General features: G+C 71.5%; 19 protein-coding genes. 9 read left to right on the top strand and 10 right to left on the bottom strand.

Annotation, left to right across the window (positions count from 1 at the left end):
• Nucleotides 1–22 precede the first annotated feature (22 nt).
• On the top strand, nt 23–1,861 hold the full coding sequence (locus tag ACH4SP_RS14040; RefSeq protein WP_398414255.1) for an NHL domain-containing thioredoxin family protein: 1,839 nt from the start codon (nt 23–25) through the stop codon (nt 1,859–1,861).
• Nucleotides 1,862–1,931: 70 nt separating this feature from the next.
• Here the strand turns inward: ACH4SP_RS14040 and ACH4SP_RS14045 are convergent, their stop codons facing one another.
• From ACH4SP_RS14045 to ACH4SP_RS14065, 5 genes are all read right to left on the bottom strand, one after another.
• The gene (locus ACH4SP_RS14045; RefSeq protein ID WP_398414258.1) at nt 1,932–5,462 is read right to left on the bottom strand and encodes a BTAD domain-containing putative transcriptional regulator; all 3,531 of its coding nucleotides are present in this window, start codon (nt 5,460–5,462) and stop codon (nt 1,932–1,934) included.
• A 112-nt stretch (nt 5,463–5,574) separates the two neighbouring features.
• A complete protein-coding gene (locus tag ACH4SP_RS14050; RefSeq protein ID WP_398414260.1) occupies nt 5,575–5,802 on the bottom strand; it encodes a DUF6458 family protein in 228 nt (75 codons plus the stop codon).
• A 147-nt stretch (nt 5,803–5,949) separates the two neighbouring features.
• Complete coding sequence (locus ACH4SP_RS14055) at nt 5,950–7,242, bottom strand: M18 family aminopeptidase (protein ID WP_398414262.1); 1,293 nt, start codon at nt 7,240–7,242, stop codon at nt 5,950–5,952.
• 125 nt (nt 7,243–7,367) lie between these two features.
• On the bottom strand, nt 7,368–8,090 hold the full coding sequence (locus ACH4SP_RS14060; protein ID WP_398414264.1) for a hypothetical protein: 723 nt from the start codon (nt 8,088–8,090) through the stop codon (nt 7,368–7,370).
• Between the two features lie 89 nt (nt 8,091–8,179).
• Nucleotides 8,180–10,006, bottom strand: a complete 1,827-nt coding sequence (locus ACH4SP_RS14065; RefSeq protein WP_398414266.1) for an acyl-CoA dehydrogenase — start codon at nt 10,004–10,006, stop codon at nt 8,180–8,182.
• Between the two features lie 289 nt (nt 10,007–10,295).
• Between ACH4SP_RS14065 and ACH4SP_RS14070 the strand changes: the two genes are divergently transcribed.
• The 4 genes from ACH4SP_RS14070 to ACH4SP_RS14085 all read left to right on the top strand — a co-directional run bounded on the left by ACH4SP_RS14070 (nt 10,296) and on the right by ACH4SP_RS14085 (nt 14,614).
• Nucleotides 10,296–10,787 carry a hypothetical protein gene (locus ACH4SP_RS14070; RefSeq protein ID WP_398414268.1) on the top strand — a complete coding sequence of 164 codons (492 nt, stop codon included), beginning with the start codon at nt 10,296–10,298 and terminating at the stop codon, nt 10,785–10,787.
• Between the two features lie 233 nt (nt 10,788–11,020).
• Nucleotides 11,021–11,515 carry an SseB family protein gene (locus ACH4SP_RS14075; RefSeq protein ID WP_398414271.1) on the top strand — a complete coding sequence of 165 codons (495 nt, stop codon included), beginning with the start codon at nt 11,021–11,023 and terminating at the stop codon, nt 11,513–11,515.
• A 118-nt stretch (nt 11,516–11,633) separates the two neighbouring features.
• Nucleotides 11,634–12,590 (top strand): pirin family protein, encoded by a 957-nt coding sequence (locus ACH4SP_RS14080; protein ID WP_398414273.1) that lies wholly within the window; start codon nt 11,634–11,636, stop codon nt 12,588–12,590.
• Between the two features lie 881 nt (nt 12,591–13,471).
• Entirely contained in the window at nt 13,472–14,614 is a 1,143-nt protein-coding gene (locus ACH4SP_RS14085) for an AI-2E family transporter (RefSeq protein WP_398414275.1), read from the top strand.
• Here the strand turns inward: ACH4SP_RS14085 and ACH4SP_RS14090 are convergent.
• Nucleotides 14,575–16,680 carry a SpoIIE family protein phosphatase gene (locus tag ACH4SP_RS14090; protein ID WP_398414277.1) on the bottom strand — a complete coding sequence of 702 codons (2,106 nt, stop codon included), beginning with the start codon at nt 16,678–16,680 and terminating at the stop codon, nt 14,575–14,577. The two genes, ACH4SP_RS14085 and ACH4SP_RS14090, sit on opposite strands and share 40 nt — an antisense overlap.
• Before the next feature lie 243 nt (nt 16,681–16,923).
• Between ACH4SP_RS14090 and aspS the strand changes: the two genes are divergently transcribed.
• The 3 genes from aspS to ACH4SP_RS14105 all read left to right on the top strand — a co-directional run bounded on the left by aspS (nt 16,924) and on the right by ACH4SP_RS14105 (nt 19,409).
• Nucleotides 16,924–18,690, top strand: coding sequence for an aspartate--tRNA ligase (gene aspS / locus ACH4SP_RS14095; protein WP_398414280.1), 1,767 nt, complete (start codon nt 16,924–16,926; stop codon nt 18,688–18,690).
• 102 nt (nt 18,691–18,792) lie between these two features.
• Entirely contained in the window at nt 18,793–19,020 is a 228-nt protein-coding gene (locus tag ACH4SP_RS14100; protein WP_398414283.1) for a FitA-like ribbon-helix-helix domain-containing protein, read from the top strand.
• Entirely contained in the window at nt 19,017–19,409 is a 393-nt protein-coding gene (locus tag ACH4SP_RS14105; protein WP_398414286.1) for a type II toxin-antitoxin system VapC family toxin, read from the top strand. Before ACH4SP_RS14100 ends, ACH4SP_RS14105 begins: the two co-directional genes overlap by 4 nt.
• A gap of 10 nt (nt 19,410–19,419) precedes the next feature.
• Here the strand turns inward: ACH4SP_RS14105 and ACH4SP_RS14110 are convergent, their stop codons facing one another.
• The 3 genes from ACH4SP_RS14110 to ACH4SP_RS14120 all read right to left on the bottom strand — a co-directional run bounded on the left by ACH4SP_RS14110 (nt 19,420) and on the right by ACH4SP_RS14120 (nt 24,803).
• Nucleotides 19,420–21,342, bottom strand: a complete 1,923-nt coding sequence (locus ACH4SP_RS14110; protein WP_398414288.1) for a serine/threonine-protein kinase — start codon at nt 21,340–21,342, stop codon at nt 19,420–19,422.
• A 171-nt stretch (nt 21,343–21,513) separates the two neighbouring features.
• Nucleotides 21,514–23,124, bottom strand: coding sequence for a methionine--tRNA ligase (metG, locus tag ACH4SP_RS14115; RefSeq protein ID WP_398414290.1), 1,611 nt, complete (start codon nt 23,122–23,124; stop codon nt 21,514–21,516).
• Between the two features lie 95 nt (nt 23,125–23,219).
• The gene (locus ACH4SP_RS14120) at nt 23,220–24,803 is read right to left on the bottom strand and encodes a VWA domain-containing protein (RefSeq protein ID WP_398414292.1); all 1,584 of its coding nucleotides are present in this window, start codon (nt 24,801–24,803) and stop codon (nt 23,220–23,222) included.
• Nucleotides 24,804–25,094: 291 nt separating this feature from the next.
• Between ACH4SP_RS14120 and ACH4SP_RS14125 the strand changes: the two genes are divergently transcribed.
• A complete protein-coding gene (locus ACH4SP_RS14125) occupies nt 25,095–25,442 on the top strand; it encodes a DUF6344 domain-containing protein (RefSeq protein ID WP_398414294.1) in 348 nt (115 codons plus the stop codon).
• 113 nt (nt 25,443–25,555) lie between these two features.
• On the opposite strand, the gene ACH4SP_RS14130 is transcribed toward ACH4SP_RS14125, so the two are convergent.
• Nucleotides 25,556–26,365: a TetR/AcrR family transcriptional regulator gene (locus ACH4SP_RS14130; RefSeq protein WP_398414296.1), complete on the bottom strand. Its 810-nt coding sequence runs from the start codon at nt 26,363–26,365 to the stop codon at nt 25,556–25,558.
• Between the last annotated feature and the right edge of the window lie 55 nt (nt 26,366–26,420).

Raw genomic sequence — 26,420 nt, forward strand, 5'->3', positions numbered from 1 at the left:
CGCAGGGTGGCAATCTTGAACCATGAACGATGCCGCCCAGGTGCCCACCCCCGCCCCCACCCCCACGCCCGCACCTCGCCGTGCCCGCGTCCGTGCCCCCGAGCTGATCGGCAAGGGAGGCTGGCTCAACACCGGCGGCAAGGAGCTGACCCTCGCCGACCTGCGGGGCCGCATCGTCATCCTCGATTTCTGGACCTTCTGCTGCATCAACTGCCTGCACGTCCTCGACGAGCTCCGCGAGCTGGAGCAGCGGCACAGTGACACCACGGTGATCCTCGGCGTGCACTCGCCGAAGTTCGTGCACGAGGCCGAGCACCAGGCCGTCGTCGACGCCACCGAGCGCTACCAGGTCCACCATCCCGTCCTCGACGACCCCGAGCTGGCCACCTGGAAGCAGTACGCCGTCCGCGCCTGGCCGACGCTCGTCGTCATCGACCCCGAGGGGTACGTCGTCGCCCAGCACGCGGGCGAGGGCCATGCGCACGCCATCGAGCGGCTCGTCACCGAGCTGGAGGCGGAGCACGAGGCCAAGGGGACGCTGCGGCGCGGCGACGGTCCGTACGTGGAGCCCGAGCCGGTCGCCACCGACCTCCGGTTCCCCGGCAAGGCCCTCCTGCTGCCGCGGACGGGCACCCTGCTCGTCTCCGACACCACCCGCGACCAGCTCGTCGAGCTCGCCGCCGACGGCGAGACCGTACTGCGCCGCATCGACGGCACCGAAGCAGGGGCCGGTGCGTTCAACGAGCCGCAGGGCCTCGCCCTCCTCCCCGACGGCCGGGTGATCGTCGCCGACACGGTCAACCACCAACTGAAGTCGTACGACCCGGAGAGCGGCGAGGTCGCCGTACTCGCCGGGACCGGCAAGCAGTGGTGGCAGGGCGAGCCGACCTCCGGGCCCGCCCTCGACGTGTCGCTGTCGTCCCCGTGGGACGTCGCCTGGTGGCGCGGCGAGGTCTGGATCGCGATGGCCGGTGTGCATCAACTCTGGGCGTACGACCCGGAGTCGGGCCGTGTCCGCGTCGCCGCGGGCACCACCAACGAGGGGCTCGTCGACGGCCCGGCGGCCGAGGCCTGGTTCGCCCAGCCGTCCGGCCTGGCCGCCGCAGGGGACCGCCTCTGGGTCGCCGACTCCGAGACCTCCGCACTGCGCTGGGTGGACGCGGAGGACGTCGTGCACACCGCCGTCGGCGCCGGACTCTTCGACTTCGGCCACCGGGACGGCCCGGCGGAACAGGCGCTGCTCCAGCACCCGTTGGGCGTCACCGCACTGCCCGACGGCTCCGTCGCGATCAGCGACACGTACAACCACTCCCTCCGCCGGTACGAGCCGGGCAGCGGTCGGGTCACCACCCTGGCAACGGACTTGCGGGAGCCGAGCGACGCCGTCCTCGTCGGGGACGACATCGTCGTGGTCGAGTCGGCGCGCCACCGGCTGACCCGGCTGCGGCTGCCCGACGAGGCGGTACGGGTGGCGGCCGTCGCCCACCGTACGCAGCGGGCCGCGACCGAAGTCGCCCCGGGCAGGCTCCGGTTGGACGTCGTGTTCCAGGCGCCGAGCGGCCAGAAGCTCGACACCCGGTACGGTCCTTCGACCCGCCTGCTGGTCTCGGCCACCCCGCCCGCGCTGATCGCCGAGGGAGCGGGGACGGGCACCGACCTGGGCCGCGAGATCCTGCTGGACCCGGGCGTCACGGAAGGCGTCCTGCACGTCTCCGCGATGGCCGCCTCCTGCGACGACGATCCGGCGAACGAGTACCCCGCCTGCCATGTCCACCAGCAGGACTGGGGAGTTCCGGTACGGGTCACGGACGGCGGCGAGTCCCGGCTCGCGCTCGTCCTGGCAGGGCTGGACGGCCAGTAGCGGTGCTGCGTACGGGAGTCCGGTCGCCCGTCGTGCGCGCTACGGGCGGCCGGGCTCCCCGTGGTGCGCGCTACGGGCGGCCCGGCTCCCCATGGTCCGCCAGTGCCGCCATCGCCCGCTGGTAGCGGTCCTCGTACGCGGCCCGGTCCCCGGTGATCCGCAGCAGTACGCTCAACGCCCGGCAGGCTCCCTCGTGGAACCCCTCGCGCTCGGCCGTCTGTGCCGCGAGGCAGAGCAGTTCGAGGCCCTCGGGCACCCGTCCGAGCTGGGTCAGCGACTCGCCCTGCGCGGTCCGCAGCAGTACCCGGCGGATCACGCCGACGTCCGCGGGGCCCAGCGCGAGACCGTCCAGGGAGTGCCGCAGGGCGGCCTCCGGTTCGCCCGCGCGCAGGCAGTGGTCGGCCAGCGACTGGAGGGCGAGCATCTCCGTCTGCCGGTCTCCGGCCCGTCGGGCGAGCGCCGCCGCTCGTACGCAGTTCTCCTGCGCCTGGGCGACCGAGCCGCGCCGGCACTGGGCGACGGACAGGTTGACGCGGCCGATCGCCTCGTCCACGAGATCGCCCGTCCGTGCGGCCAGCACCGGCGCCAACTCCAGGTGCGGGTACGCCTCTTCGGTCCGTTCCTCCTCGACCAGCACCCAGCCGAGCAGCGCCCGCACCCGTGACTCGGCCTCCGGGTCGTCGAGCGCGACGGCGGCCGCCAGGGCCACCTCCAGCATCGGCGTCCAGCCGTCCCGCACCCGCCACAGGATGTACGGCCACTGGAGGATCCCCAGCCGCCACACGCGGTCGGCGAGCCCGGACTCAGGACCGTCCGCCGTTGCCGCTGCTGCCGCCGTCGCTGCCGTCATCGCCCCCGCGAGCGCCTCGCGCTCCGCCGCGTACCACTCGATGACCTCGTCGCGGGACGCGAACTGCCGTATCTGTACGGGGCGTTGTATGTCGTCGGGGAGAGAGCAGCACGGGCGGCTGCCCTGCTCGGCGACCGCGTTGGCGGCGAGTTCGGTCAGCAGGTAGTGGTCGAGCAGACGGGGCAGTGCGCCGGGGTCGTCGGAGGTGGAGCGGGCGAACAGGCGGACCAGGTCGTGCAGCGCGTACCGGCCCTGCCCGGGGGTTCCCGACTCCTGCACCAGGTGCGCCGCGGCCAGCCGGTCGAGGGCGGCGGTGGTCTCCGCGACCGGCAGCCCGGCGAGCGCGGCGGCGGCGTACCGGTCGACGGTCGGGCCCGTGTGCGTGCCGAGCCCCCGGAACACCCGTTGGGTGCAGGCGTCCAACTGCTGGAGACTCAGCCGGAGTTCGGCCTCCACGCCCCGGTCCTCGACCTGGAGGAGGGTGAGCCTGCGCTGCTCGTCGGCGAGTTCGGCGGCGTGGCGTTCCAGGGGGCGGTCGGGGTAGGAGGTGAGCCGGGCGGCAGTGATGCGCAGGGCGAGCGGCAGCCCTTCGCAGAGTGCGGCGAGGCGCTGTGCGGCTTCCGGCTCGGCGGCCACCCGCTGTTCACCGAGCACCCTGGCGAGCAGCGCGACGGAGTCGTCGGGGCCGAGCGTGTCCAGTGGCACGGGCCGGGCCAGGTCGCCCGCGATCAGCCCGCCGAGCCGGTTCCTGCTGGTCACGACGGTGACGCAGGCGTCGCCCGCGGGCAGCAGCGGCCGCACCTGCTCCGAGCTGCGGGCGTTGTCGAGTACGACGAGCAGCCGGCGGCCCGTGGTGAGGCGCCGGTAGAGCGCCGCTGCGGTGGCCGGAGTCTCGGGCAGGGCGTACCCCGGAACGCCGAGTGCGAGGAGGAACTCCCTCAGGACATCGGCCGGTTCGGGATCGGCGAGCAGGTCGAAGCCGTGCAGGTCGGCGAAGAGCCGCCCGTCCGGGAAGCTCTCGCGCTGCCCGTGCGCCCAGTGCAGGGCGAGGGCGGTCTTACCGACCCCGGCGGGCCCTGTGACGACGGCGATCGGCGCCTCAGCACCGGCAGTGGCGGTGTCGACCGCCGCGAGATCCGCACCCCGCCCGAGGAAGCCACGGGGGCGACGGGCGAGCAACTCCGGGACGGTGTACGGGACATGGGGCGCGCAGTCGCGTTGTGGAACGGGAGTGCCGGGGGTGAGCGCACAGGGCGTGGGAGTGGGGGTGGGGGTGGGAGCAGGAGCGCCGGGGGTGGGTGCGCCGGGGGTGGGTGCGCCGGGGGTGACGGGGACGGCGTCGGCGGGGAAGGGGGCGGTGAGGTCGGAGTCGGAAGCGGGGCCGAAACCGGGCCCGGCATCGGGGCCGACCCCGGAACCGACCCCGGAACCGGCCCTGGCCCCGGAGTCCTCGGCGGTGTCCAAGGCGGAGCCCACGGCGAGGGCTGTGGTCGTGCGGCCCTGGGCGACCCGTACGGCATCGGCGGGCGCGCCAGAATCGGCGGGCGACCCGGCGGGCAGCGCCGGAACCCCGGGACCGGCCCCGGCCCCGGCGACGTCCGTGGCGTCCACCGTCTCCGGCGCCCGCTGTCCGGACGGATGCCGATCGGCCGGGTGCTGGTGCCGTACGTCCTGGTGCCGTACGTCCTGGTCCTGTACGTACTGGTTCGGCACGTACTGGTTCGGCACGTGCCGTTCCTGGTCGCCCTGTACGCCCTGGCCGGGCACGCGTGCCTCCGCCCCCCGGGGCGCCGTCGCCGTGGTGACCGGACCGGGCAGAGGGCCGGGCCGCCCCGGAAGAGCGCCGCCGGGCGAGGAGCCGCCCACGGCCGGACTCTGCACGCTCGCGGCTTCGTGCGCACGTCCGGGCATCGCCGCCGAGTCCGCCGCATGCGTATGCGTATGTGCGGACGTGTGCGTGGAAGGGTGCGGGCGCGGGTGCGCCTGCGGGCCGCCCGCCGTCTCCTCGATCGCCTCCCCCTGCAGGATCGCCCCGTACGCGTCCTGCAGCGCCCGCCCCGGGTCGACACCCAGTTCGGCCGCGAGCAGGCGCCTGGTGCGGTGGTACCAGTCGAGCGCGTCGGACTGCCTGCCCGCCCGGTACAGCGCCAGCATCAGCGCCGATGCGAGGGACTCGCGCATCGGGTGGGCGACCGCCTCGGCGCGCAGCACTGCCGCCGCACGGCCGTGCTCGCCGAGCGCTCCGTACGCCTCGGCCAGGTTCTCGACCGTGACCAGGCGGGTCTCCTCCAGCGCGTGCGCCGCCGCGAGCAGCTGCTCGGAGGAGACCGTTCCGGTGAGGGCGGGGCCCCGCCACAGGGCGAGTGCCTCACGCAGCATCAACACCGTGTCGGCGGGCTGCCGCTGACGCTTCGCCAGCTGCACCAGTTCCTCGAAGCGGTGCGCGTCAAGGAGCGATTCCGACATCTGGAGGACGTACGCCCGTCCCCTGGTGGCGAGCTCCACCCCGTAGGCCGCCGCCTCGCCGTCGTTCAGCAGTGCGCGCAGCCGCGATACGTGGCCCTGGACGACGGTCCGTGCGTGGGCGGGCGGCGTCTCGTCCCAGATGGTGTCGATGAGCTGGTCGACGGGGACGGCGGTGTTGGGGCGCAGCAGCAGTGCGGCCAGCACGCTGCGGCGCTTGGCCGGGCCCAGCGGCAGCTCTCCGGTCTCGGTGGCGACGGACACCGCGCCGAGCAGCCGGAACTCCACTGATGCCTCCCGATAACACCTGTGAACCCTGTGGTGGACAAGAGGGTCAGACTACCGGGGGAGGTTCCGCAGGCCGGGGGCGATATTGAGGTGTCAGCGCCGATGTGACGCGTCACTCGTAGTGGCGGTAGCGCTCCTCGACCACGCCGCCGCCGACGGGCGGGGTGCCGACGCCGCGCCGCCGCTTGAGGATGCTGGTGAAGACCACGATCCCGATGACGCCGACGAGCATCATGATCACCCCGACCAGGTCGAGGTTGACGCTCTTCATCTCCCAGTCCGTCGCGAAGGTCAGGATGGCCCCCACCGCGACGAGGACGATGCAGCCGCCCAGTCCCATGTCAGTTCGCCTCCGAATGCGCTTGGCCGTGACCGTTCCGGGCCCGGAATCAATCGGACCTCTTGGTACGAGGGCGAGTACCCGGGGCCGGAACGACCATGCGCGGAGGCGGAGTTCAGCCTGCCGGCCGTGGACTCCGCGGTCGGCTCAGCCCTCCAGGAACGCCGTCAGCGCGTTGGCCAGGAGGTACGGGTCGTCGGCCCCGCACAGCTCGCGGGCACTGTGCATGGAGAGGATCGCGACGCCGATGTCCACCGTCTGGATGCCGTGCCGGGCGGCGGTGATCGGGCCGATCGTCGTCCCGCAGGGCATCGCGTTGTTCGACACGAAGTTCTGCCACGGCACCCCCGCCTTCTCGCAGGCCGCCGCGAACACCGCACGGCCGGCGCCGTCGGTGGCGTACCGCTGGTTCACGTTGACCTTGAGGATGGGGCCGCCGTTGGCGCGCGGGTGGTGCGTCGGGTCGTGCCGCTCCGCGTAGTTGGGGTGCACGGCGTGCCCGGTGTCGGAGGAGAGACAGATCGTCCCCGCGACGGCGCGCGCCTTGTCCTCGGGCGAACCGCCGCGGGCGAAGACGGAGCGCTCCAGTACGTTCCCCAGGAGGGGGCCGTCGGCGCCCGTGTCGGACTGCGAGCCGTTCTCCTCGTGGTCGAAGGCGGCGAGCACCGGGATGTACGACAGCTTCTCGTCGCCGCTCGCGACGGCGGCCAGCGCGGCGACGCCCGCGTGCACGGAGATCAGGTTGTCCATCCGGGGGCCGGCCAGCAGCTCCAGGTCGCGGCCCAGGTAGGCGGGGGCCTCGACGGCGTGCGGCATCAGGTCCCAGCCGACGACGTCCTCGGGGTCCACGTCCGCCTCCTGCGCGACGTATGCGATGAGGTCGCCCTCGTGCACCTCGCCCAGGCCCCAGATGGGCTGCATGTGGCGCTGCTTGTCGAGCTTCATGCCCTCGTTGACCTGGCGGTCGAGGTGGACGGCGAGCTGCGGGACGCGCAGCAGCGGCCGGTCGATGTTGACCAGGCGGTACGTCCCGTCGCGCAGGGTCAGCCGGCCGGCCAGACCGAGGTCCCGGTCGAGCCAGGTGTTCAGCAGCGTCCCGCCGTAGACCTCGACGGCGACCTGGCGCCAGCCCTCGTTGCCGGTGTCGGGCAGCGGCTTCACGCGCAGGTTGGGGGAGTCGGTGTGCGCGCCGATGATGCGGAACGGGGTGTGCGCCTGCGCGCCCTCCGGGACGTACCAGGCGACGATCGCGCCGCCGCGCAGCACGTACTTGCCGCCCGTACTGCCGTCCCAGGCGTCGGTCTCGGCCACCTGCCGGAAGCCCACCTTCTCCAGCCGCTCGGCCGCTGCGGCGACGGCGTGGTACGGCGAAGGGCCGGCCGCCAGGAAGGACATCAGGTCGTCGGTGTGTCCGCGATCGAAGCGGGCTGCTGTGCTCATGTGGCCAGGGTAACGAGGCCCGCCGACACCCAGGTCACGGCCGGATACCGGCCTTGGGCAGGTCCGGCGGGGGTCCGATGGTCCGGCGGGGTCCGATGGCCCGGCGGAGCACGGCCCCGGCGGGACTACAGCCCCGGCGGCCGCTCGAACCTTCTGCGCAGGGGCATCCGGCGCTCCCCGCGCGCCACCCTGGGCAGCATCTGCGGGGTGCCCGCCGCGCGCTGCGCCTGGCGGCGGCGGCCCGCGCAGAAGATGCACTCCTCGCCGGGCGGCGCGTCCGGGTCGACGGGGGCGCCGGGGTGCTGTGCGCAGCCGGAGGAATTGCGCGGCCGGGACAGCTCCCGGGCCAGTACGAACGCCCGGTGCAGGGCCTCGGCGAGCGCGCCGAACTCCTCCGGCCTGGAGGCCGTCCCGAGGTTGAACGACCGCTCGTTGACCAGCGCGAACTGTGCGGTCAGCGTGGCGAGGACGGTGCGCTGCGCGGAGCCGTCGGGCAGCCGGGGCGTCTCCTCGGCCGGGGTGGGTGCCCCGCGCTCGGTGAGCCTGCGGCGGTGGTTGCAGATCAGGCAGCGGCCCCAGCCGTCGGGCGCGGTCGGGTCGACGGCGCCGTCCGGGTGCTCCTTGCAGCCGGTGACGTTGCGCGCGGGGGCGAGCTCGGACGCGGTGCGGTACGCGCTGTACAGCGAGTCGGCGACCGGTTCGTACTCGGCGGGGTGGGCGCCGTCGTACAACTCCTTCACCAGGTCGTTCGCCGAGCCGAGTCTGCTGCGCAGCTCCTTGAGCGCGTGCGGGAGCCCGGTCGGGACCGAGTACCCGCTGCCGCCGCCCTGCTGTTCCTGTCCTGCCATGTCACCAAGGTTCGCACGCACCACCGACAACGGGCCGGAGGTGTTTCACGTGAAACACCTCCGGCCCGTTGTTCAGGGGGACGGCGAGACTAGAAAGCGGCCTCGTCCAGCTCCATCAGCTCGTTGTCGACCGACTCGGCCTTCGCCCGCTCGACGCCCACGCCCGGCAGTACGTTGGCGGCGAAGAACTTCGCGGCGGCGATCTTGCCGGTGTAGAAGGCGGTGTCCTTGGCCGAGGCCGTCGCCAGCTTCTCGGCGGCGACAGCGGCACCGCGGAGCAGCAGGTAGCCGACCACGACGTCACCCGACGCCATCAGCAGACGGGTCGTGTTCAGGCCCACCTTGTAGATGGACTTGACGTCCTTCTCGGTGCCCGCGAGGTCGGTCAGCATGGCGCCGACGATGGCCTCCAGGTCCACGGCCGCCTTGGCGAGCTGCTCGCGCGCCCCGGCCAGCTCCTCGCCGCCGGTGCCCACGGCGAGGAACTTCTTGATCTCCTCGGCGAGCTGGTTCAGCGCGGCGCCCTGGTTGCGGACGATCTTCCGGAAGAAGAAGTCCTGGCCCTGGATCGCGGTCGTGCCCTCGTAGAGGGTGTCGATCTTGGCGTCGCGGATGTACTGCTCGATCGGGTACTCCTGCAGGTACCCGGAGCCGCCGAAGGTCTGGAGCGACTGCGCGAGCTGCTCGTACGACTTCTCCGAGCCGTAGCCCTTGACGATCGGGAGCAGCAGGTCGTTCATCGCGACCTCGGCCTTGGCGTCCTCGCCGTTGGCCTCCTTCAGCGCGATCTCGTCCTGGACGCAGGCGGTGTGCAGGACGAGGGCGCGCATGCCCTCCGCGTACGCCTTCTGCGTCATCAGCGAGCGGCGCACGTCGGGGTGGTGCGTGATGGTGACCTTGGGCGCGGCCTTGTCCATGAACTGGGCCAGGTCAGGACCCTGCACGCGCTCCTTGGCGTACTCCAGGGCGTTGAGGTAGCCGGACGAGAGCGTCGCGATGGCCTTCGTGCCGACCATCATCCGGGCGAACTCGATGATCATGAACATCTGGCGGATGCCGTCGTGCTTGTCGCCGATCAGCCAGCCCTTGGCGGGGTGCTGGTCGCCGAAGGTCATCTCGCACGTGTTGGAGGCCTTGAGGCCCATCTTGTGCTCGACGTTCGTGGCGTAGGCGCCGTTGCGCTCGCCCAGCTCGCCGGTCTCCCAGTCGAAGTTGTACTTCGGGACCAGGAAGAGGGAGAGGCCCTTCGTGCCGGGGCCGGCACCCTCGGGGCGGGCGAGGACGTAGTGGAGGATGTTCTCCGACATGTCGTGCTCACCGGACGTGATGAAGCGCTTCACGCCCTCGATGTGCCAGGAGCCGTCCTCCTGCTGGATCGCCTTCGTGCGGCCCGCGCCGACGTCCGAACCGGCGTCCGGCTCGGTGAGGACCATCGTGGAGCCCCACTGCTTCTCCACGGCGATCTGCGCGACCTTCTTCTGCGCCTCGTTGCCCTCCTCGAAGAGGATGCCGGCGAAGGCCGGGCCCGAGGAGTACATCCAGACCGCCGGGTTGGCGCCGAGCAGCAGCTCCGCGTACGCCCAGATCAGGGAGCGCGGGGAGGTCGTGCCGCCGATCTCCTCCGGGATGCCCAGACGCCAGTACTCGGAGTCCATGAAGGCCTGGTAGCTCTTCTTGAAGGAGGCCGGGACGGGCGCGGTGTTCGTCGCCGGGTCGAAGACCGGCGGGTTGCGGTCCGCGTCCTCGAAGGACTCGGCCAGCTCGTTCTCGGCGAGGCGGCGCAGTTCGTCGAGGATGCTCTTGGCGGTCTCGACGTCCATCTCCGCGAACGGGCCGGTGCCGTACAGCTTGTCGCGACCGAGCACCTCGAAGAGGTTGAACTCGATGTCCCGGAGATTCGACTTGTAGTGCCCCATGGCGACGGCTCCGTATAACTCGGGGAGGCAGGATCCTCGTAACTACTACCAGCAAGTAGTCACGATGATGCTACCCACCGGTAATAAGCCGCAACCCCGGACGGCCGGATGTGACGAGGGTCTACTTGCGGACGGGTCGCGTCCGGCGGTGCCCGCGGCCCGCCCGTCGCCGGAGCTGCGCCTTCGCCCGCAGCTACCACACCACCCTGGTCGTCGCGATGACCCTGGCCGACCGGCTGTACGGAACCGGCGGAACCGGCAGGCCCGCCGCACGGAACGGAGCCGCCCGATGACCACGACGAACGCGACCACGGTCGCGATCACGAACGCGACCACGAACGCGACCACGACACTGGCCGTGACCGTGTCGCCTCCGAGCACGGCGGAGGCGACCGTACGGGCGCTCGCGCGGGCGGCGGACTGGCTGCGCGGCGCGATGGACCGGCTCGACCCGTCCGGCGAACTGTTCCGCACGGCGGAGCGGGCCCTGCACGACTGTGCCCAGACCGATCACCCCGTACAGCCGCCTCCCCCTTCCTCCTACCGTCCCGGCGCGGGTGCGTCCCTGCTGCGGGCGGACCGGGTGCGGCTGGAGGAGGCGTGCCGGGCGGCGGAGGCGGCCGACCGGCTGTCGGCCGAGGCCCGTGCGGAACTGGCCGGAACGCTGCCCGCGGTGCTGGTCGCGGCGCTGCGCTGCTACGACCTGGTGTTCGGCCCTGAGCTGCTGCGCGCGGTGTCGGCGCTGCTCGGCCCCGGCGATCCGGCGACCCGGCGGTCCTGAGGGCGGCTGACTTCCTGCTCGCGCAGCAGCAACCGGACGGCTCCTTCGGTGCGTTCGGCGGTGAGATCGAGGCGCTGGCGTCGGCGCAGGAGCCCGCTTCGGCGGACGAGGCGCTGGTCCCGGTGACGGCGGCGTGCGTCCGCGGCCTGCGCGCGGTCGCGGGCCCCGGGCAGCCGCTCGGCCAGGGCCGGTGTCCGTACGGCCGGTGGGGTGGGATCAGTACTCTTGGCCGCATGTATGGCTACGAGCAGAATCCGGGCGCGCAGCAGGGCTACGCCCCGCCGGGGGGAGCCCAGCAGGGTTACGCCCCGCCGCAGCCGCCGCCCCAGCAGCAGGCGTATGCGGAGCAGCCGCTGTACCCCGAGCCGTCGCCGCCCTCGCTGGCCGACGGGGTGCGGGCCTTCACCACCGGGACGCTGTCCGCGGAGGACTTCCAGCAGATCTTCGCCTCGTCGAAGGTCTACTGCCCGCGCGGGGAAGGACCCGGATTCCTGGCACTGCACAACACGCAGCACCCGGTGATCCCGATGTTCACCACGCTGAAGGAGCTGCGCAGGTACGCGGGCAAGGAGTCCAAGTACTTCGTGATCACCGGCGCCGAGGTCATCGACCTCCTCCCGACCGGCTACGGCTTCGTGCTCGACATGGAGGGCGAGCACCGGATGGTGTTCGACGCGAAGGCCGTGGAGCAGATGGTCGACTTCGCGATGCGCCGCATGTACGGCTGATGCACGGCTGACCTGCGCCGTTCCCTGAGCCTGCGCTCCTTGCGGGTGCCCCGCCTTGCAGGAAGTTCAGCCTTCAACTAAGTTGAATGTTGAACATCCCGCCTGGAGGTGGCTCAAGATGCCCGCAGTGACCGTCGAAAACCCGCTGACCCTGCCGAGGGTGTCCGCTCCGGCGGACGCCGTGTCCCGCCCCGTGCTCGCCGTCACGACGGCGCCGAGCGGCTTCGAGGGGGAGGGCTTCCCGGTGCGCCGCGCGTTCGCGGGCATCAACTACCAGTACCTCGACCCGTTCATCATGATGGACCAGATGGGCGAGGTGGAGTACGCGGCCGGAGAGCCCAAGGGCACGCCCTGGCACCCGCACCGCGGCTTCGAGACGGTGACGTACCTGATCGACGGCACCTTCATCCACCAGGACAGCAACGGTGGCGGCGGCACGATCCAGAACGGCGACACCCAGTGGATGACGGCCGGCTCCGGCCTGCTCCACATCGAGGCGCCGCCGGAGTCCCTCGTCCAGTCCGGCGGCCTCTTCCACGGCCTGCAGCTGTGGGTCAACCTCCCGGCCGCGGACAAGATGATGAACCCCCGCTACCAGGACATCCGCGGCGGCCAGGTCCAGCTCCTGACCTCCCCCGACGGCGGCGCGCTGCTGCGCGTCATCGCGGGCGAGCTCGACGGGCACGAAGGACCCGGCATCACGCACACCCCCATCACGATGATCCACGCGACGATCCGTCCGGGCGCGGAGGTCACGCTCCCCTGGCGCTCCGACTTCAACGGCCTGGCGTACGTGCTGGCAGGCCGGGGCACGGTGGGTACGGACCGACGCCCGGTCCACGTCGGCCAGACGGCGGTCTTCGGCGACGGAGGCTCGCTGACGGTCCGCGCGGACGAGTCCCAGGACGGCCACACCCCCGACCTGGAGGTCGTACTCCTCGGCGGCCGCCCGATCCGGGAACCGATGGCGCACTACGGCCCGTTCGTCATGAACAGCCAGGACGAACTCCGCCAGGCCTTCGAGGACTTCCAGGCGGGGAGGCTGGGGAAGGTGCCGGCGGTGCACGGGATGTAGTTGGCGGGGGTCGGGGCGGTGGGCACGGGCTTTCGGGCCCGTGCCCACACTGTTCTTCTTGTCGGGTGCGCTCTCCCGTGCGGCGTGTGAGGACGCACCCCCGCGCACCGGCCACGGCAACCGGGGCCGTGCTGGATCTGCGGCTCCGCCGCACGGACGCGACCAGCCGCCCCGTCAGGGGCGCGGGGCTGCACTGGATTTGCGGCTCCGCCGCACGGACGCGCCCAGCTACGACGCCCACCGGCCCCGTTAGGGGCGCGGGGCTGTGCTGGATGTGCGGCTCCGCCGCGCGGGCGCGATCAGCAGCCCCGTCAGGGGCGCGGGGAACTGCGCGATCAGCCACGACGCACCCGCACGTACAACCCACCCACCCGCCCCGCGGCGAGCGGTTTAGGTGGAGGGGCGGGGAGGGGCCCAATCCGCGAAGCGGCCCACCGGCCCGCACGGGACGCGGTCGCGGGAGCGGGGGTGCGGTCGCGAGGGCGTGCGGTCGGGAGGGTGGGGCTTCGCGTGGGGGCCGCCCCCTTGCCCACCCGTTCCGCCCCCGGGGGGCGGCCCCGCTGCCCAAGGAGGCGGCGGGGGGGGAGAGAGAGCGGGTGAGGGGGCGGTCCCGCTGCCCAAGGAGGCGGGGCGGGAGCGCGCAGGAAGGGTGGCCCCGCTGCCCAAGGAGGCGGCGGCGGGGGGCGCGGGTGAGGGGCGGTCCCGCTGCCCAAGAGGGCGGCGGTATCGGCTGCGCCCAAGGGGGCTGGGGGCGTGTGCCCAAGATGGGTGGCGTGTACCCGAGAGGGCTGGGGTGGGTGTCCGGGGTGTGTCTGACGCACCGTCACCCACCCGGCCCCCCTCAAGGAGCACACCCGCAAGCCCCGTGCTCTCGTTGCCCCATGTCCCCGTCCCCGTCCCCATCCCCGACGTCGCCCAAGTCGTCCCTCCTCCCCGTCCCCGCCCGCCGCCTCGCCGCCTGGTGCGTCGTCGCGTTGCTCGTGGCCGGGGTCGTCGCCGTGGCGGTCTGGCTGTGCATCACCTTCAAGACCGCGGTGACGCCGGTCCTGCTCGCGCTGCTCGGGACGGCGCTGCTCGGTCCGCTCCACCGCCGGCTCATCAAGATGAAGGTGAACAGGTCCCTGGCCGCGGGCCTCACCTGTGCGGCCGTCGTCGCCGTCGTCGGCGGGGCGTCCTGGATCGTCGTGAGCGCCCTCATCGACAGCGGCGACCAGATCGTGGCGTCGGTGCAGCGCGCCGCCACCGATCTCATCGAACGCTTCGGCGGCAAGGGCACGACACTCGGCGACCTCGGTGACAAGGCCCAGGATCTGCTCTCCAAGTTCGGCGGGACCGCCGCGTCCGGGGTGCTCGCCGGGCTCGGCATCGTCGGTGAGATCGTCGCGACCGCGGTCCTCGCGATGCTGCTGATCTTCTTCTTCCTGCGTGACTCCGACCGCGCCGTGACCTCTCTGCGCGGCTTCGCGCCCCGCGACACCGGCGACATGGCCGAGGCGATGGCCCGCCGCGCCTTCGAAGCGGTGGAGGGGTTCATGCGCGGGACGACGTTCATCGCGCTCATCGACGCCCTCTGCATCACCGTCGGCCTGCTGATCCTGCGCGTTCCCGGCGCCGTCGGGCTCGGTGCGCTCGTGTTCGTCGGCGCGTACATCCCCTACCTCGGCGCGTTCCTCTCCGGCGCCGTCGCCATCCTCGTCGCGCTCGCCGACCGGGGCGTGGTCATCGCCCTGTGGGCGCTGGGCGTCGTCCTCGCCGTCCAGGTCCTGGAGGGGCACATCCTGCAGCCGATGATCCAGAGCCGTACGGTCCAGATGCACCCGGCGGTGGTGATGCTGGCCATCACGGCGGGGGCGTCGGTCGCCGGGATCATCGGCATGCTGCTCGCGGTGCCGCTGACGGCTGCCGCGTTCGGCGTCTTCTCCGAGATCCGGAAGAACTACGCGCCCGCGCCCGCACAGGGCTCCGCACAGGACTCCGCACAGGCTCAGACGTCGTCGTACGACACCGGTGGCGCGTCCTCGTAGAGCTCGAACCAGATCGACTTGCCCTCGCCGCGCGGGTCCACCCCCCACTTGTGCGCGAGCATCTCCATCAGCAGCAGCCCGCGCCCCGAAGAGGCCATCTCGCCGGGGCGCCGCTTGTGCGGCAGCTCGTCGCTGGCGTCGGTGACCTCGACCCGCAGCCGGCGCGCCCCGACGGGTCCTGTCGCCCGCGCGGTCAGCAGCGCGTCGCCGTCCGTGTGGACGAGCACATTGGTCACCATCTCGGAGACCATCAGCACCGCCGAGTCGACCTGGTCCTCGTCGGCCCAGTCGTGCAGCAGCTCGCGCAGCTGGCGGCGGGTGCCGGCGATGCGCTCGGGCTCGGCCTGCGCGACGGTCAGCGCGGTGGACCGTACCGACGACGCGGCAGCGGTCGTGCTCTCTCCGTCCCGGCTCAGCAGCAGCAGTGCGATGTCGTCCTCGCGGCGGTCGGAAAGCGGTCCGGTGGTGTGGTGCGAAGGAGGGCCGTGGACCGCCTGCACGAGGTCGTCGGCGAGCGCTTCCAGGTCCAGCTCCCGGTGGTTCTCCATGATCGTACGGAGTCTGGCCCAGCCGGAGTCCAGGTCGTGGCCGCCCGTCTCGATCAGCCCGTCCGTGCAGACCATGAGCGTCTCGCCGGGTTCGAGGGCGAGCCTCGTCGTCGGGTAGTCGGTGTCCGCGTCGATGCCCAGCGGCAGCCCGCCCGCCGTCGTCCGTACGAGAACCGTCCCGTCCTGCATCCGTACGGCGGGCTCCGGATGGCCGGCCCGCGCCAGCTCCACCGTCCCGTCCACCGGGTCGACCTCCAGGTACAGACAGGTCGCGAAGCGCGGGCTGGAGTGGTCGTCCGGGGCGTACGTGTCGGTGATGCCGTGCAGGAAGCGGGACGCGCGCGAGAGCACCGCGTCCGGCCGGTGCCCCTCCGAGGCGTACGCGCGCAGCGCGATCCGCAGCTGGCCCATCAGCCCGGCCGCCCGCACGTCGTGCCCCTGCACGTCGCCGATGACCAGCGCCACCCGCCCGGACGGCAGCGGAATCATGTCGTACCAGTCGCCGCCGACCTGGAGCCCGCCCCCGGTCGGCACGTACCGCGCCGCCACCTTCATACCGGGGACGGCGGGCCCCAGCGTCGGCATCATCGAGCGCTGCAGCCCCTCGGAGAGGGCCCGCTCCGACTCCTCCACCCCGGCCCGCGCGAGCGCCTGCGCCAGCATCCGCGCGACCGTCGTCAGCACCGACCGCTCGTCCGGCGTGAACGCGACGGGGTGCGCGAAGCCCGCCATCCACGCGCCCATCGTCCGCCCCGCCACGATCAGCGGCAGATACGCCCACGATCTGCGTCCGAACGGCTCGGCCATCGGCCAGGTCGCCGGGAACCGTCTCCGGTACTCCTCCGGCGTCGGCAGATAGATGGCCCGCCCGGTCCTCACGACCTCGGCCGCCGGATAGTCCGTGTCCAGCGGCATGTCCCGGAACGGGTCCTCGTCGCCCGGACTGTGCCCGTGGTGCCCGATCGTCGTCAGCCGGTCCCCGGCCACCCCGAACACCGCGAGCCCTTCGGGCGAGAATCCGGGCATCGACAGCGAGGCCGCCACCCGCAGCACCTCCGCCGTGGACCGCGCCTCCGCCAGCGCCCGCCCCGCATCCAGCAGGAACGCCTCGCGGGAGCGCCGCCAGTCGCCCGTCACGGGGGTGCGGGCCGCGGTGCCGGGCGGGGGTTCGGCGACTTCCTGGATGGTGCCGATGAGCTGGTAGTCGCCGCTCTCCGTGGTGAAGGGCCTCGACCGGCTCCGTACCGTACGGAGAACCTGGCGGCCGCCCTCCGCCATGACCCGCAGCCGGGCCTCGGCGACGGTGCCCTCGGCGACGGCGAGAGCGACGATGCCGTCTATCTCGTTCCAGTCGACGGGGTGGAAACGGGCCCGTGCGGCGGACTCGGTGAGCGTGGTCTCCTCGGCGGGCAGGCCGACAAGGCGGGCCGCCTCGGCGTCGAAGACAACGGTCCCGGAGGCGTTGTCCCACCGCCACAGGCCCGTGTCGATCGCGGCCAGCACGTCCTCGGTGCGCATGGGCACATCCTTCCAGGTCGCGCGGGGACCGGCCGCTCGGGGCGAGAGGACCGACGTTTCACGTGCTGCGCCTTCCCGGGGGCAACCCCCGGACCCCCGGCCGAGGGGGCGCGGGCAAGCGGTGTTTCACGTGAAACACGGGTGGGGGCGGGCCCGGAGAACGGGGTGCGCCAGCCCGGTAACCTTGACGGAAGTTGATTCCCGCCTGTCTCGCGAAGAATCTCGCGAAGAATTGGATGAACGATGCAGCATCGGTACAGGTCCCACACGTGCGGCGAGCTCCGCGCCACCGACGTCGGCGCCGACGTCCGGCTGAGCGGCTGGCTGCACAATCGCCGAGACCTGGGCGGCATCCTCTTCATCGATCTGCGCGACCACTACGGTCTGGTCCAGCTCGTCGCCCGCCCCGGCACCCCCGCCAACGAGGCCCTCGCGAAGCTGACCAAGGAGACCGTCGTCCGCATCGACGGCAAGGTCTCCGCCCGTGGCGCGGACAACGTCAACCCCGAGCTGCCGACCGGCGAGGTCGAGATCGAGGTGACCGAGGTCGAGGTGCTGGGCGCCGCGAACCCGCTCCCCTTCACGATCAACGCCGAGGACGGCGTCAACGAGGAGCGGCGCCTGGAGTACCGCTTCCTCGACCTGCGCCGCGAGCGCATGCACCGCAACATCATGCTGCGCTCCTCGGTCATCGCCTCCATCCGCTCCAAGATGGTCGCGCTGGGCTTCAACGAGATGGCGACCCCGATCCTCACGGCGACCTCCCCCGAGGGCGCCCGCGACTTCGTCGTCCCGTCCCGCCTGAACCCGGGCAAGTTCTACGCCCTCCCGCAGGCGCCGCAGCAGTTCAAGCAGCTGCTGATGATCTCGGGCTTCGACCGCTACTTCCAGATCGCGCCGTGCTTCCGCGACGAGGACGCCCGCGCGGACCGCTCGCCGGGCGAGTTCTACCAGCTCGACGTCGAGATGAGCTTCGTGGAGCAGGAAGACGTCTTCCAGCCCATCGAGAAGCTGATGACCGAGCTCTTCACCGAGTTCGGCAACGGCCGCGAGGTCACCTCCCCCTTCCCGCGCATCCCGTTCCGCGAGTCGATGCTGAAGTACGGCAACGACAAGCCGGACCTGCGCGCCAAGCTGGAGCTCGTCGACGTCACGGACGTCTTCGCCGAGTCCGGCTTCAAGGCGTTCGCGGGCAAGCACGTCCGCGCGCTGCCCGTCCCGGACACCGCGAAGCAGTCCCGCAAGTTCTTCGACGGCCTGGGCGACTACGCGGTCGAGCAGGGCGCGAAGGGCCTGGCCTGGGTCCGCGTCGGCGAGGACGGTCAGCTGGCAGGGCCGATCGCCAAGTTCCTCACCGAGGAAGACGTCAAGGCCCTCACGGACCGCCTCGGCCTCGTCCCCGGCCACGCGATCTTCTTCGGCGCGGGCGAGTTCGACGAGGTCTCCAAGATCATGTCGGCGGTGCGCGTCGAGGCCGCCAAGCGTGCGGGCCACTTCGAGGAGGGCGTCTTCCGGTTCTGCTGGATCGTCGACTTCCCGATGTACGAGAAGGACGAGGAGACCGGCAGGATCGACTTCTCGCACAACCCGTTCTCCATGCCCCAGGGCGGCCTCGCCGACCTGGAGGAGAAGGACCCGCTCGACATCCTGGCCTTCCAGTACGACATCGTCTGCAACGGCATCGAGCTGTCCTCCGGCGCGATCCGCAACCACGAGCCCGAGCTGATGCTCAAGGCCTTCGAGATCGCCGGTTACGACCGCGAGACCGTCGAGCACGAGTTCGCGGGCATGCTCCGTGCCTTCCGCCTCGGCGCCCCGCCGCACGGTGGCATCGCCCCGGGCGTCGACCGCATCGTGATGCTCCTCGCCGACGAGCCGAACATCCGCGAAACGATTGCCTTCCCGCTCAACGGCAACGCCCAGGACCTCATGATGGGCGCCCCGACCGTCCTCGACGAGACCCGCCTGCGCGAGCTGAACATCCAGCTGCGGAAGCCGGTCGAGAAGTAGCCGACGGCTGTACGTGACGAGCGCCCCCGATCACTCGATCGGGGGCGCTCTCGCATGTACATTCCCGTTGCTGTAGCGCTACGGCAGCGCTACTTTTGAAGCATGGCTACCGTACAAATCAGGAACCTGGACGACGCCGCCTACGAAATACTGCGCCGGCGCGCGGGCGAGAGCGGGCGGTCGCTCCAGGAGTACTTGCGGATCGAGCTGGAGAAGCAGGCGTTCCGCGCCACGGTCGACGAGGCCCTAGCCCGGGTCCGGGACGGTCTGACCGGCGAGGTCTCGATGGACGACATCGTCGCCGCTCAGCGTGAGGACCGGGAACGTTGATCGTCGTTGACAGCTCTTTCCTCGTGTCCGTCCTCATCGACGCGGGACCCACGGGCAAGGCGTGCGCGGCCCGTCTCTCCGGCGAGGAACTGGTCGCTCCGGAGCTGATCGATCTCGAAGTGCTCAGCGTCTTGAAGCGCTTGCTCCGGTCCGGGAAACTTCCACGGGAGAAGGCCGACAGGGCCGCCGGCGAGTTGCCGGCCTTCCCTGTCCGGCGTGCTTCGTGCCAGGGCCTCGTCCCTCGCCTCTGGGAGCTCCGCGACAACTTCACGCCGTACGACGCGACGTACATCGCCTTGGCGGAGCAGCTCGGAGCGACGCTGGTGACAGGCGACGGGAAGTTCCGGACCGCACCGGGCAAACGCTGCGCCGTCGAAGTCATCCGTTAGCGGTCCCGCCCTACGGCAGCCGCCACATCTGCGCCTTGTTGCCCGGGGTGCAGGCCTCGACGGCCAGTTGGCGGCCCGCGCCGACGTCGGTGACGCAGCCGTCGCCGACGTAGTAGTTGATCTGATGCGCGCCGCCGGCCGCGGGGGTGGTCTTCCAGCCGGTGACGTAGCCGGAGTAGCCGCTCGTCTCGGCGAGTACGGTGCCCGTCTTCTCGTCGTAGGCGGGGGCCTGCTTGAGACCGAGCGCGCTGCCGGCCAGGTTGCAGGCGCGGAACTCGGTGAACTGGTTCCCGCCCAGCACCCACCCGAACTGGGTGTTGCCGCCCGCGACGACCTTGCCGCCGGTGCCGGTGGAGGAGGCGTTGGCGAGCCCCATCCTCCGGCCGGTGCCGACGTTGGTGATCGCACCCCAGCCGTCGCCGCCGCAGTTGGCGGGCTTGCCGTCGGAGGGCGGTGGGGGCGGCGGCTTGGGCTTGTCCTTCGCACCGCCGCTGCCGCTGCCGCCGCCCGCACCGGCGCCGCCCGCTCCGGCCTCCTTGCCGCCCGTAGCACCGCCGGACGCGCCCGCGCCGCCGCCGTTCTGCCCTGCGACGGCGGCCTGCTTGCCGCCGGTGTTCGCACCCTCGGCGGACGCGGCGGAGCCGGTGGCGGGAGCGGAGGGGGTGGTGCCCGGCGTCGAGGGAGGGGTCTTCGGGAGGGGCTGCTTGCCGGGATCGGCGCTGCTCGTGGCTGCGGGGCCCGCGGCCTTGCCGTTCTCCTTGTCCGTGCGGTCCGGCGTCAGTCCGATGTTCAGTACGGTCACGGTGGCCGCCGTCAGTACGACCGGAACGACCACGAGCACGGGCATGCGCTGCCGCTTCCACCACGGAACCGGCGCGGGAACGGTGGCCGTCGTCGGCCCCGACACAAGAACCGGAACAGGAACCGGAACGGGGTCCGGGGCAGTTGCAGGAGCGGGTGCAGGCCCGAACCCAGGACCAGCAGGCACCGCCGGAGGTACGACAGGAGGTATGACAGGCACGACGGGCACGACAGGCACGACGGGCTCGGCCGCGGGCCGAGAGGTCTCCCCCGCACCGGACGCACCGGACACCCCGGCCGCCCCCGCCGCCCTCCGCGCCGCCGCCGCCATCACCGCCGCGTCCGCGTACCGCTCCTCCGGCAGCTTCGCCATCGCCCGCGCGACGAACGCCCGTACCGCCTCGGGAAAGGCCTCGGGCAGCTCCGGCGCAGGCTCCCGGATGTGCTTCAGTACGATCTCCAGCACCGTCTCGCCGGTGAACGGCGGCTCCCCGGTGAGCAGTTCGTACGCCACGACACCCATCGAGTACAGATCGGAAGCCGGTACGGTCGCGATGCCCTCGGCCTGTTCCGGCGCGATGTACAGGGCGGTCCCCAGCACCGCGTGCGACGCGGTCAGGCGGGACGCGGCCTTGCTGTGCGCGATGCCGAAGTCGGTGACGGTCACCCGGCCGTCCGCGCGCAGCATCAGGTTCGACGGCTTGAGGTCCCGGTGCACGATCCCGCCCCGGTGTGCGGCGTGCAGCGCGTCGAGCGCCTCGGCGACGATGCCGAGCGCGCGCCCCACGGGCATCGGCCCCTCGTCCTCGCGGACCTCGTCCAGCGGCTGCCCGTCGACCAGCTCCATCACGATGTACGCGATGCGGTCGTCGCCCTCTTCCGCGCCGGACTGCTCGCCGTAGTCGTGGACGTCGACGATCCCCGGGTGGCTGAGCGAGGCCAGCACCTTGGCCTCGCGCCGGAACCGGGCCGCGAACTGCGCCTCCTCCAGGAGCTTCGGCAGCAGGATCTTCACCGCGACGGAACGTTCGAGCACCCCGTCCTCGGCCCGCCAGACCTCGCCCATCGCGCCGCCGCCGATGCGCTCGCCCAGCGTGTACCGGCCGCCGAGCACGGTCCCCCGCCCCCACATGTCTGATTCCCCCAGAGTTGTCCGTGCTCCGCCGGTCACCGGCCCCCGAAGTCTGCCAGACGCAACTTCCGCCTCCGCAGCAGCACTTGGTACCCCGGAGTAGGACCGGATACGGAGGAGGGGCCCGGAGTCGCGAAGACTCCGGGCCCCTCACCCACGACGTACGTCCGCCTACGCGGCCGGCTTCTCCTCCAGGCGCGGGAACAGCACCGCACCCTTCGTCACCGTCGCGCCGACGGGCAGCTGACCCCAGCTGCCCGCGTCCTGCACCCGCTGGTCGGCCAGCGCGCCGAGCCCGGCCGCCTCCGCACCGAGCGAGTCCCACAGCTTCTGGGACGTCTCCGGCATGACCGAATTCAGCAGTACGGCCATGGCGCGCAGCGACTCGGCCGAGGTGTAGAGGATGGTCGCGAGACGCGCCCGGCCCTCCGCCGACTCGTCCTTGGCGACCTTCCACGGCTCCTGCTCCGTGATGTAGCCGTTGACCTGCTTCACGAAGTCGAAGATCGCCAGGATGCCGGCCTGGAAGTCCAGCTCCTCGCCGATCAGCCGGTCCGCGTCGGCGACGGCCTTCGCGAGGCCCTCCTGCACGGCCTTCTCGGCGTCACCGGAAGCGGTCGCCTCCGGCAGCGTGCCGCCGAAGTACTTCCCGACCATGGCGGCCACCCGGGACGCCAGGTTGCCGTAGTCGTTCGCCAGCTCGGACGTGTACCGGGCGGTGAAGTCCTCCCACGAGAACGAGCCGTCGCTGCCGAAGGCGATCGCGCGCAGGAAGTACCAGCGGTAGGCGTCCACGCCGAAGTGCGAGGTGAGGTCCTGCGGCTTGATGCCGGTCAGGTTCGACTTCGACATCTTCTCGCCGCCGACCATCAGCCAGCCGTTGGCGGCGACCCGCCCCGGCACCGGCAGACCCTGCGCCATCAGCATCGCGGGCCAGATCACCGCGTGGAAGCGCAGGATGTCCTTGCCGACGAGGTGCACGTCGGCCGGGAAGACCGACTTGAACTTCTCCTCGTCCGACCCGTAGCCCGCCGCCGTCGCGTAGTTCAGCAGCGCGTCGACCCAGACGTAGATGACGTGCTTGTCGTCCCACGGGACCGGCACGCCCCAGTCGAACGTCGAGCGCGAGATCGACAGGTCCTGCAGACCCTGCTTGACGAAGTTCACGACCTCGTTGCGGGCGGACTCCGGCTGGATGAAGCCCGGGTTGGCCTCGTAGAACTCCAGCAGCTTCGGGCCGTACTCGCTCAGCTTGAAGAAGTAGTTCTCCTCCTTGAGGATCTCCACCGGCTTCTTGTGGATGGGACAGAGCTTCGTCCCGTCCTCCGCCTCGATGAGGTCCCCGGGGAGCTTGTACTCCTCGCAGCCCACGCAGTACGGACCCTCGTACCCGCCCTTGTAGATCTCGTCCTTGTCGAAGAGGTCCTGGACGAATTCCTGCACGCGGTCGGTGTGACGCTTCTCCGTGGTGCGGATGAAGTCGTCGTTCGCGATGTTGAGGTGCTCCCAGAGAGGCTTCCAGGCCTCTTCGACGAGCTTGTCGCACCATTCCTGGGGCGTGACCCCGTTCGCCTCGGCAGTGCGCATGATCTTCTGACCGTGCTCGTCCGTGCCGGTGAGGTACCACACCTTCTCGCCGCGCTGACGGTGCCAGCGCGTGAGCACGTCGCCTGCGACGGTCGTGTAGGCGTGGCCCAGGTGAGGAGCGTCGTTGACGTAGTAAATGGGGGTCGTGACGTAGTACGCCGCCGCCCCCTGCTTCTCGGTTCCAGTGGCCGCCATGCAGAAATCTTAAGTGTTACGGAGCGGCCTCCTCACCTGCATAAGCGGAGGGCCGCCCCGACCGGGACGGCCCTCGCTCCTGGTGCCCGGGTACGTCAGCCCTTGAGCCACTCCGCCGAACCCGCCAGGAGCCCCTTGTAGAGGGCGGCGTCGGTGAGGTCGGCGGGGGCCGGGCCCGCGTGGAAGAAGGCGGCGTTCGGGACGTCGAGCCTGCGCAGGTAGTCGAAGCCCTTCGCGTCGCTCTCGCCGAAGGCCACGAACTGCCAGAAGAGGGGGAGCCTGGCGGCCTCGGCGAGCGCGGCGGTTGCCGCACCCTTGGCCTCCGGGGCGCCGTCCGTCTGGAAGATCACGAGGGCGGGTCCTTCGTACTCCCCGCTGTTCTTCTCGTAGTGGTCGACGATCTCCTCCACCGCGCGGTGGTAGCTCGTACGGCCCATGTGCCCGAGTCCGGCGTGCAGCGCGTCGATCTTCCCGTCGACGTCGTCGAGGGAGACCGTCCCCGTCCCGTCGATGTCGGTCGAGAAGAAGACGACCGGGACCTCCCCGCTGTCACCGAGGTGCGCGGAGAGCGCGAGCGCCTGCTCGCCGAGCTTCTGGGCGCTGCCGTCCTTGTAGTACGGACGCATGGACCCGGACCGGTCGAGCACGAGGTACACCCGGGCCCGCGCCCCGGTCAGCTCCGCCTTCTTGAGCACGGTCCCGGCGGCACGGTACGCGGCGGAAACCTTGGGCGCGCGGGCCTTGACCTGGGCGGCGGTGAGGGCGGCCGTGGGCTCGGCGGTCGCGGGCTCGGCGGCGGTGACGACCTCGGGCTCCTCCTCGACGGCTACGACCACGGGCTCAGGCTCGCGCTCGACGGCGGCTGCGACCGGCTCAGCCTCGACGGCGACAGCGACCGGCTCGGCCTCGGGCTCGGTGGTGATCGGCTCCGGTGCCACGGCAGCGGTGACCGGCTCCGGCTGTTCCTCGGCGGCAGACGTCACGGCCACGGCCTCGGCCTCCGGCGTCGGCTCCGCGACCGGCTCGGCGGCAGCGGCGATCGGCTCGGGCTCCACGGTGGCAGTGGCGGGCTCGGACTCCGACACCGGCGCTTCCTCGGCGGCAGCCGTCACCGGTTCGGGCTCCACGGCGGCAGCGACCGGCTCGGGGGCGGTGGTGGCGGCCTCCGGCTCCGGCTCGGTTTCCGGCTTCGTCGGTTCGGGCTCAACCTGCTCCGGGGCAGCGGGAGTTGAGGTCGCCCTCTCCTCAAGTACCTCTTCCGGTGCGGGAAGCGGCGCGGCCGCGACCTCGGGTGCCGAGTCGCGGTCCGTCTGGGCCGGAACCTGGCCCTCTGCCGATGCGGCAGCCGGGGCCGTTTCTTCCTTGGCCGCCGACTGGGCCGGCACGTTCACCTCAACCGGTTCGGGCTCCGGGGCCGGCTCCCGCTCCCGTTCCTCCGCCGCAGGCCTCTGTTTGGCCTTGTCGAACGCCTCGGCCACCAGGTCCGCCGCCGGAGAAGGGGAATCCGCCTTCTCCGGGGCCGAGTTGGAGGCCTTCTCCGGGGCATCGGCCGTCTCGACGGCCCCCTGCGTGCGCTCGGCCTGGGACGGCACCGACGGCGTCGACGACACCGCCGAGGATTCGTCCTGCTGTTCCGTTCGGCCGCCAAACACCTTGCGCAGCAAGCTCCGAATGCCCATGGGCGAGGCCTTTCGAGTGAGTGGGGTGCGTTGTATGTCCGTACTGGGGGGATTGATCCCTGACCAGGGGTGACACGTAAGGTTAGCGGCCGTCCTGACACAGCCGGAGCAGCGGCTTCCACGGCCCCCTGGACAACGTTTTTAGCCCTCGATTGCTCCGCACGGGTGGCGTTTGTCCGAAGAACTGCGAATCGGGGTGGCGGTCCGTGCCTTCTCGTGCCTCATCCGCATCATGAGGAAAGTACGAAAACCGGACATCCCGGATTCGACCTTCCTCAAGGGAGCTGTGCCATGAAGACGATGTGGACCGCACTGATCAGCGCGATTGTCGCGCTCCTCGCGATGCTGGGCTTCGCCGCCCCGGCCGCCGCCACTGCCCCGGCCGCCACGGCGGACAACTCCTCCGACGCGCAGCAGTCGCCGGCCTCCGCCGCGCGCCACTGCGACGGGGCGGCGGAACGGACGGTCCAAGCACCGCTCTCCGCACGCTGGTCGGCGGAGCTGCCGACACGCTCCGTGCCGCCCACGATGAAGCAGCGCATCCGGGCCGAGGCGCACGGCGGCTCCCCCTCGGTGCGGCAGGTCCCGGCGCTGGACCGTGCACAGGGTGTCCGCGCCGACTACGAGACGGCCGCCTAGCTCTCCGTACGAGCCAGGCCTCCGTACGAGCCAGCCCTCCGTGCGAGACGGCTCTCGGAATGAGCCAGTCATACGTACGAGCCAGTCCCCCGCAAGACCGGACCGGCCGACTGCTAACCCTCCGTACGAAGCGAACCGAGTCTGAACTCCAGTCCGTCCAGGACGCGTTGAAGTCCGTAGTCGAACTTCTCGTCCCGGACCTGCTCCGGAGTCCTGCCCCGGTAGGCCTCCTGTCCCTCCCGCAGTCGCGGAAGATCCTCCGCGGCCTGTGTCGCGGCGCTGGAAAGGCCCTCGATCCACTCCGGTTCGCTCATGCCACTGCGTGCGATCAGCGACAGGTAGGCGGCCTCCGTGGTCGCGACCCCGATGACGTACGCGAAGACCGTGCTCATGGCCTGATCGGTCTCCTCGCCGGTGAAACCCGCCGACGCGACGATGTCCGCCAGGCGTTCTGACATCCGCATCACGTTCGGCCCCAGGTGGACGAGTCCCACCTGACCCAGTACCGAAGCCATCCACGGGTGGCGAAGCGCCATCGCCCGCATGCTGTACGCGCTGCGGACAGCGGCCTCCCGCCAGCCCAACTCGGCTCCCACGGCCGGGACTTCGAGTTCTCCGTAGATCTCGTCCACGACCAGCTCGATGAGCTCGTCCTTGTTGGCGACATGCCGGTAGAGGGATGTCGCGCCGGCGCCCAGACGGGTGCCGAGCTTCCGCATGCTCAAGGACTCGATGCCGTCGGCGTCCAGCAGGAGCACCGCCTCCGCGACGATCTGCTCCCGGCTCAGCTGTTCCCGCTGCTTGGTGCGCGGGCGCGTCCACACGGACGCGATCGGCTGCGGTGGCTTCTCGCCCGGCTTCCCGCCCGGCTTCTCGCTCGGCTGCTTGTTCGGCTGCTTGTTCGGCTTCTCGCTCGTGGCCATGGCCAGGGCCTCCCTCTCTCTTCCGGTTCCGCTCTGCGGCTCGCGGCTGCTCTCC

This window comes from Streptomyces sp. NPDC021093 (assembly GCF_044333135.1).
GTDB lineage: Bacteria > Actinomycetota > Actinomycetes > Streptomycetales > Streptomycetaceae > Streptomyces.